Origin of the sequence: Sporosarcina sp. FSL W7-1349, assembly GCF_038003045.1 — a bacterium.
Taxonomy (GTDB): Bacteria; Bacillota; Bacilli; order Bacillales_A; family Planococcaceae; genus Sporosarcina.
This window is the reverse complement of record NZ_JBBOOK010000001.1, coordinates 2,775,536-2,791,401: the sequence shown is the minus strand read 5'-3', so window position 1 is coordinate 2,791,401 and position 15,866 is coordinate 2,775,536. Positions and strand designations below refer to the sequence as shown.

The 15,866-nt window shown below is 50.1% G+C and carries 9 protein-coding genes, 3 rRNA genes and 1 other annotated feature; of the genes, 10 read left to right on the top strand and 2 right to left on the bottom strand.

The window, feature by feature from the left end:
• Positions 1-256: 256 nt before the first annotated feature.
• The 5 genes from MKY41_RS13700 (at position 257) to MKY41_RS13680 (ending at position 9,056) form a co-directional block, all read left to right on the top strand.
• Positions 257-1,808, top strand: a 16S ribosomal RNA gene (locus tag MKY41_RS13700).
• Positions 1,809-2,044: 236 nt separating this feature from the next.
• Positions 2,045-4,977: ribosomal RNA gene (locus MKY41_RS13695) — 23S ribosomal RNA — on the top strand.
• A gap of 74 nt (positions 4,978-5,051) precedes the next feature.
• Positions 5,052-5,167 (top strand): 5S ribosomal RNA (rrf, locus tag MKY41_RS13690).
• Together the 16S, 23S and 5S rRNA genes form the textbook arrangement of a ribosomal RNA operon.
• Before the next feature lie 688 nt (positions 5,168-5,855).
• The gene (gene guaB, locus MKY41_RS13685) at positions 5,856-7,319 is read left to right on the top strand and encodes an IMP dehydrogenase (protein WP_340745539.1); all 1,464 of its coding nucleotides are present in this window, start codon (positions 5,856-5,858) and stop codon (positions 7,317-7,319) included.
• 393 nt (positions 7,320-7,712) lie between these two features.
• The gene (locus MKY41_RS13680; RefSeq protein WP_340745538.1) at positions 7,713-9,056 is read left to right on the top strand and encodes a serine hydrolase; all 1,344 of its coding nucleotides are present in this window, start codon (positions 7,713-7,715) and stop codon (positions 9,054-9,056) included.
• Between the two features lie 17 nt (positions 9,057-9,073).
• Here the strand turns inward: MKY41_RS13680 and pdxR are convergent, their stop codons facing one another.
• A complete protein-coding gene (gene pdxR, locus MKY41_RS13675) occupies positions 9,074-10,492 on the bottom strand; it encodes a MocR-like pyridoxine biosynthesis transcription factor PdxR (protein ID WP_340745537.1) in 1,419 nt (472 codons plus the stop codon).
• Positions 10,493-10,594: 102 nt separating this feature from the next.
• Between pdxR and pdxS the strand changes: the two genes are divergently transcribed.
• Both pdxS and serS read left to right on the top strand, forming a co-directional pair.
• Complete coding sequence (gene pdxS, locus MKY41_RS13670; protein ID WP_340745536.1) at positions 10,595-11,440, top strand: pyridoxal 5'-phosphate synthase lyase subunit PdxS; 846 nt, start codon at positions 10,595-10,597, stop codon at positions 11,438-11,440.
• A 161-nt stretch (positions 11,441-11,601) separates the two neighbouring features.
• Positions 11,602-11,815, top strand: a binding site (T-box leader).
• 68 nt (positions 11,816-11,883) lie between these two features.
• Positions 11,884-13,158, top strand: a complete 1,275-nt coding sequence (gene serS, locus MKY41_RS13665; RefSeq protein ID WP_340745535.1) for a serine--tRNA ligase — start codon at positions 11,884-11,886, stop codon at positions 13,156-13,158.
• A 21-nt stretch (positions 13,159-13,179) separates the two neighbouring features.
• Here the strand turns inward: serS and tadA are convergent, their stop codons facing one another.
• Positions 13,180-13,680, bottom strand: a complete 501-nt coding sequence (gene tadA / locus MKY41_RS13660; protein WP_340745534.1) for a tRNA adenosine(34) deaminase TadA — start codon at positions 13,678-13,680, stop codon at positions 13,180-13,182.
• 122 nt (positions 13,681-13,802) lie between these two features.
• On the opposite strand from tadA, the gene MKY41_RS13655 reads away from it, so the two are divergent.
• From MKY41_RS13655 to MKY41_RS13645, 3 genes are read left to right on the top strand one after another with little or no spacing between them, the layout of a single operon-like run.
• A complete protein-coding gene (locus tag MKY41_RS13655; RefSeq protein WP_340745533.1) occupies positions 13,803-14,441 on the top strand; it encodes a deoxynucleoside kinase in 639 nt (212 codons plus the stop codon).
• Entirely contained in the window at positions 14,438-15,094 is a 657-nt protein-coding gene (locus MKY41_RS13650; protein WP_340745532.1) for a deoxynucleoside kinase, read from the top strand. The genes MKY41_RS13655 and MKY41_RS13650 overlap by 4 nt, the downstream gene beginning before the upstream one ends.
• A 52-nt stretch (positions 15,095-15,146) precedes the next feature.
• Positions 15,147-15,764, top strand: a complete 618-nt coding sequence (locus tag MKY41_RS13645; RefSeq protein ID WP_340745531.1) for a hypothetical protein — start codon at positions 15,147-15,149, stop codon at positions 15,762-15,764.
• Positions 15,765-15,866: the final 102 nt, after the last annotated feature.

Below are 15,866 nucleotides of genomic sequence, written 5' to 3'. Positions count from 1 at the left end.
CGCTTCACATAACGGCAAACAACGAAAAAAGAAATTGAAAAAAGTTGTTGACATTGAGAACGCAATTTGGTATGATATAAGAGTTGCTGCGAAACACACTAGCAACGAAATGAACCTTGAAAACTGAACAGCAAAACGTCAACAAATAAAGTTCGGAAGCCGACCCCGTCGGTGAAACGGACAAAACGAATCTTTGGATTCAAAATTGACATCTTAACTGATGCCAGCAAGAAACTCGAGCTACTCGAATTTCTCTATTATGGAGAGTTTGATCCTGGCTCAGGACGAACGCTGGCGGCGTGCCTAATACATGCAAGTCGAGCGGACGGATGGGAGCTTGCTCCCTGAAGTTAGCGGCGGACGGGTGAGTAACACGTGGGCAACCTGCCCTGCAGATGGGGATAACTCCGGGAAACCGGGGCTAATACCGAATAATCAGTTCCTCCGCATGGAGGAACTCTGAAAGACGGTTTCGGCTGTCACTGCAGGATGGGCCCGCGGCGCATTAGCTAGTTGGTGGGGTAACGGCCTACCAAGGCGACGATGCGTAGCCGACCTGAGAGGGTGATCGGCCACACTGGGACTGAGACACGGCCCAGACTCCTACGGGAGGCAGCAGTAGGGAATCTTCCACAATGGACGGAAGTCTGATGGAGCAACGCCGCGTGAGCGAAGAAGGTTTTCGGATCGTAAAGCTCTGTTGTAAGGGAAGAACACGTACGGGAGTCACTGCCCGTACCTTGACGGTACCTTATCAGAAAGCCACGGCTAACTACGTGCCAGCAGCCGCGGTAATACGTAGGTGGCAAGCGTTGTCCGGAATTATTGGGCGTAAAGCGCGCGCAGGCGGTCCTTTAAGTCTGATGTGAAAGCCCACGGCTCAACCGTGGAGGGTCATTGGAAACTGGAGGACTTGAGTACAGAAGAGGAAAGCGGAATTCCACGTGTAGCGGTGAAATGCGTAGAGATGTGGAGGAACACCAGTGGCGAAGGCGGCTTTCTGGTCTGTAACTGACGCTGAGGCGCGAAAGCGTGGGGAGCAAACAGGATTAGATACCCTGGTAGTCCACGCCGTAAACGATGAGTGCTAAGTGTTAGGGGGTTTCCGCCCCTTAGTGCTGCAGCTAACGCATTAAGCACTCCGCCTGGGGAGTACGGTCGCAAGACTGAAACTCAAAGGAATTGACGGGGACCCGCACAAGCGGTGGAGCATGTGGTTTAATTCGAAGCAACGCGAAGAACCTTACCAGGTCTTGACATCCCGCTGCCCGGCATGGAGACATGCCTTTCCCTTCGGGGACAGCGGTGACAGGTGGTGCATGGTTGTCGTCAGCTCGTGTCGTGAGATGTTGGGTTAAGTCCCGCAACGAGCGCAACCCTTGATCTTAGTTGCCAGCATTCAGTTGGGCACTCTAAGGTGACTGCCGGTGACAAACCGGAGGAAGGTGGGGATGACGTCAAATCATCATGCCCCTTATGACCTGGGCTACACACGTGCTACAATGGACGGTACAGAGGGCTGCGAACCCGCGAGGGGGAGCCAATCCCATAAAACCGTTCCCAGTTCGGATTGCAGGCTGCAACTCGCCTGCATGAAGCCGGAATCGCTAGTAATCGTGGATCAGCATGCCACGGTGAATACGTTCCCGGGTCTTGTACACACCGCCCGTCACACCACGAGAGTTTGTAACACCCGAAGTCGGTGGGGTAACCCTTACGGGAGCCAGCCGCCGAAGGTGGGACAGATGATTGGGGTGAAGTCGTAACAAGGTAGCCGTATCGGAAGGTGCGGCTGGATCACCTCCTTTCTAAGGATATTTACGGAATATGAACCTTGGGTTCATACGTTGACGTTTTGCGTTCAGTTTTGAAGGTTCATCCTTGAGATGGATTTTCAAACTTGTTCTTTGAAAACTGGATAAAACGACATTGAAAGCAACAAACACAAGTAATCAACCGAGTCGATCACTTTTTGTGATTGAACATGCAAGTCTTTGTAACGATCTGGAAGCCATATCGCTATGGCCGAACGATCGACCATTTTGGTCAAGTTAGAAAGGGCGCACGGCGGATGCCTTGGCACTAGGAGCCTATGAAGGACGGCACTAACACCGATATGCTCCGGGGAGCTGTAAGTAAGCATTGATCCGGAGATTTCCGAATGGGGAAACCCACTGCCCGTAATGGGGCAGTACATGTACGTGAATACATAGCGTACATGAGGCAGACCCGGAGAACTGAAACATCTAAGTATCCGGAGGAAGAGAAAGAAAATTCGATTCCCTGAGTAGCGGCGAGCGAAACGGGAAGAGCCCAAACCAGGAAGCTTGCTTCCTGGGGTTGTAGGACACTCTATACGGAGTTACAAAGGGATGGGTTAGGCGAAGCGACCTGGAAAGGTCCGCCGCAGCGGGTAATAGCCCCGTAGCCGAAAGTCCATCCCCTCCAGAGTGGATCCTGAGTACGGCGGAACACGTGAAATTCCGTCGGAATCCGGGAGGACCATCTCCCAAGGCTAAATACTCCCTAGTGACCGATAGTGAACCAGTACCGTGAGGGAAAGGTGAAAAGCACCCCGGAAGGGGAGTGAAACAGATCCTGAAACCGTGTGCCTACAAGTTGTCAGAGCCCGTTAAGGGGTGATGGCGTGCCTTTTGTAGAATGAACCGGCGAGTTACGATTCCATGCAAGGTTAAGCCGAGAAGGCGGAGCCGCAGCGAAAGCGAGTCTGAACAGGGCGAATGAGTATGGGGTCGTAGACCCGAAACCAGGTGATCTACCCATGTCCAGGGTGAAGGTAAGGTAACACTTACTGGAGGCCCGAACCCACGTACGTTGAAAAGTGCGGGGATGAGGTGTGGGTAGCGGTGAAATTCCAATCGAACCTGGAGATAGCTGGTTCTCTCCGAAATAGCTTTAGGGCTAGCCTCAAACAACGAATCTCGGAGGTAGAGCACTGTTTGGACTAGGGGCCCATCCCGGGTTACCGAATTCAGACAAACTCCGAATGCCGATGATTTAGGTTTGGGAGTCAGACTGCGGGTGATAAGATCCGTAGTCGAGAGGGAAACAGCCCAGACCACCAGTTAAGGTCCCCAAGTATCCGTTAAGTGGAAAAGGATGTGGCGTTGCCCAGACAACCAGGATGTTGGCTTAGAAGCAGCCACCATTTAAAGAGTGCGTAATAGCTCACTGGTCGAGTGGCGCTGCGCCGAAAATGTACCGGGGCTAAACGGATCACCGAAACTGTGGATTGACACCATTGGTGTCAGTGGTAGGAGAGCGTTCCAAGGGCGTCGAAGCCAGACCGGAAGGACTGGTGGAGCGCTTGGAAGTGAGAATGCCGGTATGAGTAGCGAAAGAAGGGTGAGAATCCCTTCCACCGAATGCCTAAGGTTTCCTGAGGAAGGCTCGTCCGCTCAGGGTCAGTCGGGACCTAAGTCGAGGCCGAAAGGCGTAGACGATGGACAACAGGTTGATATTCCTGTACCACCTCCCCGCCGCTATCAGCAATGGGGGGACGCAGTAGGATAGGGTGAGCGCGCTGTTGGTCATGCGCGTCGAAGCAGTGAGGTGTGGAACGAGGCAAATCCCGTTCCTCTAACATTGAGCTGTGACCGCGAGGGGAATTATTCCCCGGAGTCCCTGATTTCACACTGCCAAGAAAAGCCTCTAGCGAGGCGGGAGGTGCCCGTACCGCAAACCGACACAGGTAGGCGAGGAGAGAATCCTAAGGTGATCGAGAGAACTCTCGTTAAGGAACTCGGCAAAATGACCCCGTAACTTCGGGAGAAGGGGTGCTCTGGTAGGGTGAATAGCCCGAGAGAGCCGCAGTGAATAGGCCCAGGCGACTGTTTAGCAAAAACACAGGTCTCTGCAAAACCGTAAGGTGACGTATAGGGGCTGACGCCTGCCCGGTGCTGGAAGGTTAAGAGGAGAGGTCAGCGCAAGCGAAGCTTCGAATTGAAGCCCCAGTAAACGGCGGCCGTAACTATAACGGTCCTAAGGTAGCGAAATTCCTTGTCGGGTAAGTTCCGACCCGCACGAAAGGCGTAACGATCTGGGCACTGTCTCAACGAGAGACTCGGTGAAATTATAATATGCGTGAAGATGCGCATTACCCGCGACAGGACGGAAAGACCCCGTGGAGCTTTACTGTAACCTGATATTGAATTCCGGTGCAGCCTGTACAGGATAGGTAGGAGCCTTGGAAGCCGGAGCGCCAGCTTCGGTGGAGGCATTGGTGGGATACTACCCTGGCTGTATTGGACTTCTAACCCATGCCCGTGATCCGGGCAGGAGACAGTGTCAGGCGGGCAGTTTGACTGGGGCGGTCGCCTCCTAAAGTGTAACGGAGGCGCCCAAAGGTTCCCTCAGAATGGTTGGACATCATTCGTAGAGTGCAAAGGCATAAGGGAGCTTGACTGCGAGACCTACAAGTCGAGCAGGGTCGAAAGACGGGCTTAGTGATCCGGTGGTTCCGCATGGAAGGGCCATCGCTCAACGGATAAAAGCTACCCCGGGGATAACAGGCTTATCTCCCCCAAGAGTCCACATCGACGGGGAGGTTTGGCACCTCGATGTCGGCTCATCGCATCCTGGGGCTGTAGTCGGTCCCAAGGGTTGGGCTGTTCGCCCATTAAAGCGGTACGCGAGCTGGGTTCAGAACGTCGTGAGACAGTTCGGTCCCTATCCGTCGCGGGCGCAGGAAATTTGAGAGGAGCTGTCCTTAGTACGAGAGGACCGGGATGGACACACCGCTGGTGTACCAGTTGTCTTGCCAAAGGCATCGCTGGGTAGCTATGTGTGGACGGGATAAATGCTGAAAGCATCTAAGCATGAAGCCCCCCTCGAGATGAGATTTCCCTTTACATTCGTAAGTAAGATCCCTCAAAGAAGATGAGGTGGATAGGTCCGGGGTGGAAGTGCGGCGACGCATGGAGCTGACGGATACTAATCGATCGAGGACTTGACCTCAAATACAAAGGTTGCATGGCTTGTGGCAGACAATGTTGGTTTTATCCGGTTTTGAGCGAACAAGCTCAATCAAGTCTGGTGACGATGGCGAAGAGGTCACACCCGTTCCCATACCGAACACGGAAGTTAAGCTCTTCAGCGCCGATGGTAGTCGGGGGCTTCCCCCTGTGAGAGTAGGACGTCGCCGGGCGGACAGGTCATTCCCAATGGGGGATGGCTTTTTTTATTGCCTTTTTTCCGAGCAGGTGGATATGATGCCTTGTCGAGGAGTTATCAGCGTTGTCCGGAGATATCAGTATTTCAGAGGAGTTATCAGCGGTTGTGTAGGGATATCAGCGCTGCGAAGAAGTTATCAGCGGTTGTCCAGAAATATCAGCATTCTGGGAAGGTATCAGCGCTTGCCCAGGGATTTCGGCAGTTGTCCGGGACTCTATAAATTTACTAGCAGTTATGAGCGCGAAACTCGTCTTATGAGAACGGAACCTTGACTTATGAGCGTGGACCCCGTAACTACGGGCGCAGGCCCTGATTTATGGGCACTCACCGTAAGTTATGGTCGTTGCCATGAAAAAATCACGCGAATGGATGCTCCCGTTTATACCATGTCTACTTAATGCCTATCGAAGCTCCCAACCACTCCATGGTAATCTTCCAAACTTGATTCCAACTCTACCTCTGCCAATAGGCCAAAAGATTAGAAATGGATAACTCTCCCTTTCCACTTTTCAAATAATCCATTAGAAATTTGCAAATAATATTCAGCGAATAATAGGAATACTTTTTCTTCTCGATGCCGCCTTGACAGCCTTCTCGCTCGCTGATACCCTTTTAATAATATTCAACTGTAAATAATAAATTCAACGGGAGGAATCGTGGAAATGTGGGAAACAAAATTTGCGCGTGAAGGACTAACGTTTGATGATGTGTTATTGGTACCGGGAGCATCGGACGTTCTGCCTAAAGACGTTTCACTTTCCGTCAAACTTACGGAGAAGATCAAGTTGGGCATTCCGATGATCAGTGCGGGTATGGATACCGTCACGGAATCCAAAATGGCGATTGCGATGGCTCGTCAAGGCGGCCTTGGGATCATCCACAAGAACATGAGCATTGAGGAGCAAGCAGAGCAAGTCGTCACGGTGAAACGTTCAGAGAATGGTGTCATTACCAATCCTTTTTTCCTCACGCCAGAACATCAAGTGTTCGATGCTGAACATTTAATGGGGAAATATCGCATTTCCGGCGTTCCGATTGTTAATACAATGGAAGAGAAGAAATTCGTCGGTATTTTAACAAACCGTGATCTTCGATTCATCCAAGATTATTCCATGCAAATCAGTGATGTGATGACGAAGGAGAATTTAGTGACAGCTCCTGTCGGTACGACATTGGAAGATGCGGAAAAGATCTTGCAAAAATATAAAATTGAAAAGCTCCCGATTGTAGATGAGAACGGTATCCTGACAGGATTGATCACGATCAAGGATATTGAAAAAGTGATTGAATTCCCGAATGCTGCGAAAGATAAACAAGGTCGTCTTCTCGTCGGGGCAGCGGTTGGTGTCACTTCTGACACGATGGTTCGTGTGAAGAAGCTTGTCGAGGCGGAAGTGGATGCTATTGTTATCGATACGGCACACGGCCATTCCAAAGGGGTTCTTGATACGGTTGCCCAAATCCGGAAGAGCTATCCGGAGCTTGATATTATCGCGGGTAATATCGCGACTGCAGAAGGGGCACGCGCTTTGTATGAAGCAGGAGCGGACGTAGTCAAAGTCGGAATCGGACCAGGTTCAATTTGTACAACTCGTGTGGTCGCCGGCGTCGGGGTTCCTCAAATCACGGCGGTTTATGATTGCGCGACTGAGGCACGCAAACAAGGTAAGACGATCATCGCGGATGGCGGGATCAAATACTCTGGCGATATCGTAAAGGCACTTGCTGCAGGTGGACATGCCGTCATGCTTGGCAGTTTGTTGGCTGGCACAACCGAGAGCCCTGGAGATACGGAAATCTTCCAAGGTCGCCGTTTCAAAGTGTACCGGGGTATGGGCTCGGTCGCAGCCATGGAACGCGGTTCGAAGGATCGTTATTTCCAAGACGATGCAAAAAAATTGGTTCCAGAGGGAATTGAAGGTCGGATGCCGTACAAGGGGCCTTTGGCGGATACGGTCCATCAATTGGTCGGCGGTGTCCGTGCCGGTATGGGGTATTGCGGAACAGGAGATTTGGAAGCTCTTCGTGAAAATGCACAGTTTATCCGGATGACGGGCGCCGGTTTGCGTGAAAGCCATCCGCACCAAGTCCAAATTACGAAAGAAGCACCGAACTACTCCTTGTAAAAATAACCATGCAACTATTTAAGGAACTTCAGCACCTTTCCTGCGTCTATATGAGCGGAAAGGTGTTTTTATCTTTATTCAGCAAAAGTTCTCTCTGACAAAGGGAGTGGGATGAAGACGATTGTTTTCCATCAATGCGCGTCGAAGGCTGGCAGGGAAAATCAAAGGAGTTCCGTTAGGAGTGCCTTAATTCCTGCAAAGTACGCAGAAATACGGTAAATTGAACCCTTTGCTGTTCGAAAGGAGTGCCTTAATTTCTGCAAAGTAAGCAGAAATACGGCAAATCGAACCCTTCGCTGTTCGATTTGTAATTGATTTTATTTTGGTCCCCATGGAATGGTGGGGATATGGTAAACTGATTTTTGGGGAATAGCCATAATGGAGGTAGACAGAGTGAAACGGGAAATGAAGAAATGGGTGGCCGTACTGCTAGTGCCGCTCTTGCTGTTGATGTCGCTTGGCTCGGCTCCGGCACATGCCGAATCGACGCTGGGCATCCACGTGGATGGAGCCATACTGATCGACGCAGAAAGTGGAAAGATTTTGTACGAAGAAAATGCAGATACTCCGCTTGGCATTGCCAGTATGACAAAAATGATGACGGAATACCTTCTGTTTGAAGCAATCGAAGAAGGTACTATTACATGGGATCAAGAATACAAGGTCAATGAGTATACATATATCGTTTCACAGGATCGCGCGCTCAGCAATGTTCCGCTCCGACGGGATGGGACGTATACGATCCGGGAACTTTACGAAGCGTTGGCCATCTATTCGGCAAATGCCGCAACCATTGCGATTGCCGAAACCATTGCTGGAACCGAAACAGAATTCATCAAAATGATGGATGCCAAGGCACAAGAACTTGGTTTGGAAGATTATAAATTCGTCAATTCAACGGGTTTGAATAATGCCAATCTGCATGGAATGCACCCGCAAGGGACAGGCCCCAAAGATGAGAATGTCATGCCGGCCAAGTCGGTTGCTAAATTGGCGTACCGGTTGCTGAAAGATTATCCAGAAGTGCTAGAAACGACATCTATTAAGACGAAGAAGTTCCGTGAAGGTACAACGGATGAAATCAAAATGGACAACTGGAACTTCATGCTTCCGGGCTTCGTGTATGAATACGAAGGGGTCGATGGTTTAAAAACGGGGACTACCGAATTTGCAGGGCATTGTTTCACAGGAACTGCTCAACGCGACGGTAAGCGGGTCATCGCAGTCGTCATGAAAGCGGTCGATGCCAAAGGGGTCGGCTCGTATAAAGCTCGCTTTGACGCGACACGTGCGTTATTCGATTATGGGTTCTCTCAATTTTCCGAAGTGGAGTTCGTTCCAGCTGGTTATCAATTTGAAGATCAAAAAACGGTAGATGTTATAAAAGGGAAAGAGAAAACGGCATCCATTGCCGTGAAAGAACCGATTCGCATGCTGGTCAAAACAAGCGAAAAAGACTTGTACGTTCCCGAGTTGGTGCTCGATGAATCCAAATTGAAAGACGGCACTTTACAGGCGCCGGTTAAAAAAGACACCGTTGTCGGCCATGTCAAACTCGTGAAAACCGAGGGGACCGACTACGGCTACATCGATTCCGATAATCCGGGATCGGAAGTTGTTGTGACGGACACGGTGGAAAAGGCTGGTTGGTTCTCCTTGATGATGAGTGCCATTGGCGACTTCTTTGCTGGTGTTTGGAAAAGTGCGACCGGTTTTGTGAAAGGTCTATTTAACTGAATTAAAGCGATGGTTCCTCAAGAGAGAGGACCATCGCTTTTTTGTATGCTCCAAGCGTCCATGAGCTTCTCTACGGCTCTTTCGATCCCAATCAGGGCTAAGCCTCCAAATCCAAGAAGGAACTGTGGAGGGCCGTCTACAGGTAGTTTGCGATAGCCATTCAAGCCATAGACACGTATTCCAGCTTGACTGGCGATTTCCGTCAAAGCTTTTTCAGAGGAATTGGTATGAATTGTGATGATGATATGCATACCGGCCTCATCACCGGAATACGTCACTTTAGGCGCGTAAGGATGAAGGGCATCCGTCAGCGACTGCAATTTCCTACGATAGATTTTACGCATCCGGTTTAAGTGGCGGGAAAAGTATCCATCTGCCATGAAACGCGAGAGCAGATGCTGATCCAGCCGCGGCACCGTCGAAGAGTAATGGATGAACGCCTCTTCATAGCGATGGAGCAAAGAAGGGGGCAAGACCATGTAAGCAATCCGCAATGAAGGCATGAGCGATTTGGAAAAAGTACTCAAATAAATGACATTGCCTCCTTTGTCCATGCCATGGAGCGAGGGAATGGGCCGGCCAGTGTACCGGAATTCGCTGTCATAATCGTCTTCTATGATGAAATTCTCTTCCCGGGAGGCGGCCCAGTTCAACAAAGCCGTCCTGCGAGACGCAGAAAGGACGGTACCGGTCGGAAACTGGTGGGAAGGGGTCACATAGGCAATGGTCGCTTCTGACCGTTGTAGAGCCCGTACGTCCATCCCTTCTTCATCTACCACAATCGGAATGGCTTCCCGGTTGTTATGGATGAACACATGGTGGGTCAACGGATAGCCGGGGTCTTCGATGGCATAAGCTGCGTCTTCCCCGAGAATCCGAATGACGAGCGGCATGAGCTGTTCGGTTCCAGAACCGACGATGATCTGATCGGGCGTACATTCGACGCCGCGCGAATGATACAGATAACGGGCAATTTCCCTGCGCAGCTCGATATCTCCATGCGGATGCCCAAGCAAGAGCAGATGCTCGGATGAATTGTCGATAATGTCCCTCGCATACTTCCTCCATTGCGTGAACGGGAACGACCCGGTATCGATTTTCCCTGGTGAAAAGTCAATCGATACCTTCTCTTGTTCCTTTGAAGCAGGACGATATTTCAACTTGGCTGGCTGGACATAGGCCAATTCCTCGATCGCCTGGACGAAATACCCTTTCCGCGGCTTGGAGGATATGAACCCCTCCGCCGCCAGTTGCCCATAAGCAAGTTCGATTGTCGTCTGACTGACACTGAGAAACTCCCCGAGCTGCCGTTTGGAAGGCAGTTTCATGCCGACGGGCAACTTCCCTTCCGTAATATCCCGCTGGATTTGATTATAAATTTGTTCATATAACGGCACTTCCAATGATTTATCAAGTTGAATAAATAACATCTCCATAAACAATCTTCCTATCTGACCACTTTATTTTTAATTAAACTGGGCATTTCAATAAGGTCATATTCCATTATACTGAACAATGAGAAAAGGAGGAAGATACATATGAAATTTCAATACGGCGGCGTCATTATGGACGTCATTAATGCAGAGCAGGCAAAAGTGGCGGAAGCATCAGGAGCGATTGCGGTCATGGCATTGGAACGCGTCCCGTCGGATATACGCAAGGCGGGCGGCGTGGCACGGATGGCCGACCCACGCATCATCGAAGAAGTGAAAAATGCGGTATCGATTCCGGTCATGGCAAAGGCACGCATCGGCCATATCTCCGAAGCTCGCGTCCTGGAAGCTTTGGGAGTGGACTACATAGACGAAAGTGAAGTGCTCACTCCCGCGGATGAAGAGTTTCATCTGCTGAAAAGCGCATTCTCCGTACCGTTCGTCTGCGGAGCGCGGGACCTCGGGGAAGCGGCACGCCGGCTAGGCGAAGGGGCGAAGATGCTCCGGACAAAAGGGGAACCGGGTACCGGCAATATCGTAGAGGCGGTTCGCCATCTGCGTAAAGTAAATGCTCAAGTGAATAAAATCGTCCATATGAACGAAGAGGAACTCATGACGGAGGCGCGTGATCTAGGGGCTCCGTATGACGTCCTGTTGGCCATCAAGGAACACGGCCGACTGCCAGTCACCAATTATGCAGCAGGCGGCGTCGCCACTCCTGCAGACGCAGCTCTCATGATGGAACTCGGAGCGGATGGCGTATTCGTCGGCTCGGGGATCTTCAAATCGGAAAATCCTGAAAAGTTTGCGCGTGCCATCGTGCAAGCGACACAAAATTTCAAGGACTATGCATTAATCGGCGAGCTTTCCAAAGACATCGGTAATCCGATGAAAGGCCTGGAAATCGGCACGCTCCTACAGGAAGAGCGCATGTCGGAACGCGGACGATAAACGAATTCAGGCAAAGGCAATCAACCAAGTCGTTGCAGATCCTAATCGTGGCGGAAAGAAGATGACTTCGGGAAGCAGCCGGAGTCTTCTTTCTTTTTGGAAAAACAAGGTCCAATCTTGCTAAAACTGTGTCCATGTAGTACAGTAAGGATAATTTCAAACATGTGACGATGATGGGAAGTAGTAGCAAGGCAACCCTTTTCAAGAGAGTCGGCGGGTGGTGCGAGCCGATAGAGGGAATTGTGAATCCGTCCCTGAGTAGCCGGGCCGAAGAGGAGTAGGCTCGTGCCGGTACTTGAACCGTTATTTCAATGAAGCGGATTGGATGGAGTCCAATCAATTTGGGTGGCAACGCGGGTAGCTCTCGTCCCTTTTCCAGGGGGATGACGGGCTTTTTTTGTTGCACTTTTCCATGATCGTCCATATTGAGGGAGGAATTGTCCATGTTAGATATTAAAAAAATCCGGGCTGATTTCGATGGTGTGAAAGAAAAGCTGTCGAAACGCGGGGAAGACCTTACGGATTTCGATAAATTCGGGGGGCTCGATGAAAAACGGCGTGAATTGATTGCCAAAGTGGAAGTGTTGAAGGCGGAACGCAATGAAGTATCGCAACAAGTGGCCATGATGAAACGCAATAAGGAAAATGCTGACGATGTCATCGCGCGAATGCGTGAAGTCGGCGATGAAATCAAAAAGCTGGACGAGGAATTGAATCAGGTAGAAGAAGAGCTGAACTACGTCATGATGCGCATTCCGAACATTCCGCATGAAAGCGTCCCTGTCGGCGATAGCGAAGATGACAACGTCGAAGTGCGGACTTGGGGAGCACAACCGGAATTCTCTTTCGAGCCGAAACCGCATTGGGAACTCGGCACCGATCTGAATCTGTTGGACTTTGAGCGCGCGGCGAAAGTGACAGGCAGTCGGTTCGTCTTTTATCGCGGTCTTGGCGCGCGGCTGGAGCGGGCATTGATCAATTTCATGCTGGATCTTCATATTGAGGAGCATGGCTATGAAGAGATGCTGCCGCCGTACTTGGTAAACCGGACGAGCTTGACCGGGACAGGCCAGCTGCCGAAATTTGAAGAGGACGCTTTCCTAGTTGAGGAAGAGGATTACTTCCTGATCCCGACTTCTGAAGTGCCCGTCACTAACTTCTATCGAGATGAGATTTTGGATGGGGCTCAGCTGCCGGCAGCGTTTGCCGCATACAGCACCAACTTCCGTTCTGAAGCAGGATCTGCAGGCCGTGACACACGCGGTTTGATTCGCCAGCATCAGTTTAACAAAGTGGAACTCGTCCGCTTTGTGAAGCCGGAAGAGTCGTATGATGAACTTGAGAAACTGACAGGCCATGCGGAGAAAGTACTTCAATTGCTGAACTTGCCGTATCGCGTTCTGAAAATGTGCACGGCAGATCTTGGTTTCACGGCTGCCAAGAAATATGATATCGAAGTATGGATTCCGACGCAGAACACCTATCGTGAAATCTCGTCTTGTTCCAATTTCGAAGATTTCCAAGCGCGCCGGGCTCACATCCGGTTCCGTCGTGAAGCGGGAGCGAAGCCTGAATACGTCCATACGTTGAATGGAAGCGGACTGGCAATTGGTCGGACGGTAGCTGCCATTCTAGAGAATTACCAACAAGAAGACGGCTCCGTCGTCATTCCAGAAGTCCTTCGTCCATACATGGGCGGCAAAGAAGTTATCCGATAATACGTAAAGGCTGCATCCGGATCATTCGATTTCGGACGCAGCCTTTTTCTCACTCTTTTTTCTTTCCCGGATCGCCCTGAAAAAGGCGGATAGCATGTCTCCACATTCCTCGCCCATGATGCCTTCGGTTACATCGCATTCATGGTTGAACCGCGGGTCGTTCAGCAACCGGTATAAGGAATCGACACAGCCGCCTTTCGGATCGCGGGCACCGTAGACGACGCGGGGAATTCTCGATTGCAGAATGGCGCCTGCACACATCGGGCAAGGCTCCAATGTGACATAGAGGGTTGTCTGTTCCAACCGCCAGCTGCCGAGTGTTTGGCAAGCTTCCTGAATAGCGGATAATTCCGCATGCGTTACAGCATTTTGGGAAGTCTCGCGTAGGTTATGAGCACGCGCAATGACGTTGCCCTCATGGACAATCACCGCGCCAATCGGCACTTCTCCAAGCGCCTCCGCCATTTTTGCTTCCTCAATCGCCAATCTCATGAACGATCGGTCCGTTTCGAATACATCCATGTTCATCGCTCCTTGAGTTTATTTTAGCATGGAAATTCGAAATCACGTCTAAATTGTTCCACGTGGAAAAAACAATGGATATGATAGAATGAGGAACATGGAATTTGAAAGGTGGGCTTTTGATGGCAATACCCTTCCTGGCGGTCGAGGGGCCGATCGGTGTCGGCAAGACATCGCTCGCCAAGACGATTGCGGAAACGTGGAATTACAAACCTTTACAGGAAATCGTATACGAAAATCCGTTTTTAGATAAATTTTATGGGAACATGGAGGAATGGAGTTTTCAGACGGAAATGTTCTTCCTTTGTAACCGATACAAGCAACTAAACGACATCAAGCAGGGGATGCTTGCCGATCCACAACCGGTTGTCTCCGATTATCATATATTCAAAAATTTGATCTTCGCAAAACGGACATTGCCCCCTGCAGAGTATCAAAAATATGAAGAGATCTACATGATTTTAACACGGGATATGCCCGTTCCGAATATCATCATCTATTTACATGCCAGTTTGGATAAACTGATGGAACGGATCGCCAAACGGGGTCGGGAGTTCGAAAAAAATATGGATACTGCCTATTTGAGACAGCTGACGGATGACTATGAAATTTTTATGAATGAGTTTGAACAGGCGCATCCATCCATTCCCGTCTTGCGGTTTGATGGGGATGCAACCGACTTTGTAAACAATCAAACCGACCGGGATACCATCTTGAAGGCGATTCAGGCGGTATTGGATAAAGGAGCTTTTTCGCAATGAAACTGCGAGATCAATATCACATCCCTCATAATGCAGTGATTACGGTGGCGGGCACAGTCGGCGTCGGAAAATCGACGATGGCTCAGGCGCTTGCCGAGGCATTGGAATTCAGGACTTCATTTGAAAAGGTGAATGAGAATCCGTATCTTGAACGCTTTTACGACGACTTCGAGAAATGGAGCTTCCATTTGCAAATTTACTTCCTGGCAGAGCGGTTCAAGGAGCAGAAACGGATGTTTGAATATGGCGGCGGGTTTGTCCAAGATCGGTCGATCTACGAAGATACGGGGATTTTTGCAAAGATGCACATGGAAAATGGGACGATGGATCCGGTCGATTATGCGACCTACACCGATTTGTTCGAAGCGATGGTCATGACCCCGTATTTCCCGCATCCCGACGTCCTCATTTATTTGGAAGGCTCGCCCGACGTCATTTTGGAGCGCATCCGGGAACGTGGACGGCCGATGGAGCAGGAGACGCCCATTTCCTATTGGACAGAGATGTATGCGCGCTATGCGGACTGGATCGACTCATTCAACGCTTGTCCGGTGTTGCGGGTTGACGTCAGCGACTATGATTTGCTTAGAAGGCCGGAAGAAGTGGAAAAAATTGTGGAACGGATTGGTTCAGTTTTACAACATGTCAGATGAGTGGATGATTTTCTTTCCCCTGAATAGTATGTATAGGGGGGAGTGAGGGAATTTGAAATGGGTTTGTAGCCCAATCGGTTATTTTCCAGTTTACCAATACAGTCGCCCAGTGCAGTCGTCGTCCTGTGTAAGTACGGCAAAGGTGGCATTTTGGAATCGACATCGTCTTTTATGGGAGCAGCATGTCTCATGGACACGGATGGCGATCATCAGTCTGGTGTTTAATTTACCGGATATTGAATTTGTCTTGACGAGGCTGCTTCGCAATGCGACGGATATGGGGGAGCTTCTGCGACCTTATTATGGCGATGCCGTTGCGGATGAATATAGTCGGCTAGTCAAAGAGCATTTGACAACCGCGGCCGAATTGGTCAAGGCCGTATTGGCGGGAAATACGGAACAAGCGATGAAATTGGAAAAGGATTGGTATCGAAATGCGGATGACCTGGCGGTGTTTTTAAATAAAATCAGCCCGTATATCAATCTCGAAGGTATCCGAAAAATGTTTTACGACCATTTGACATTGACCAAAATGGAGGTCATCTGCATGATCGATCGAAATTTTGAATTGGATATCGAAGTGTTTGACCAGATTGAGCTGGAAGCTCTGGCAATGGCGGATATGATTTCAGAGGGTATTTTCAAGATGTTCCCCTCAGTCTTTACCTGAAGATTTTCCGTGATGGGGCTGTCTCTTAATTGAGGCGGCTATTTTTTATTGGTCGTGATGACGTAATATTGCTTGCCAAGGTGATTGCAGAAACGTGAACTA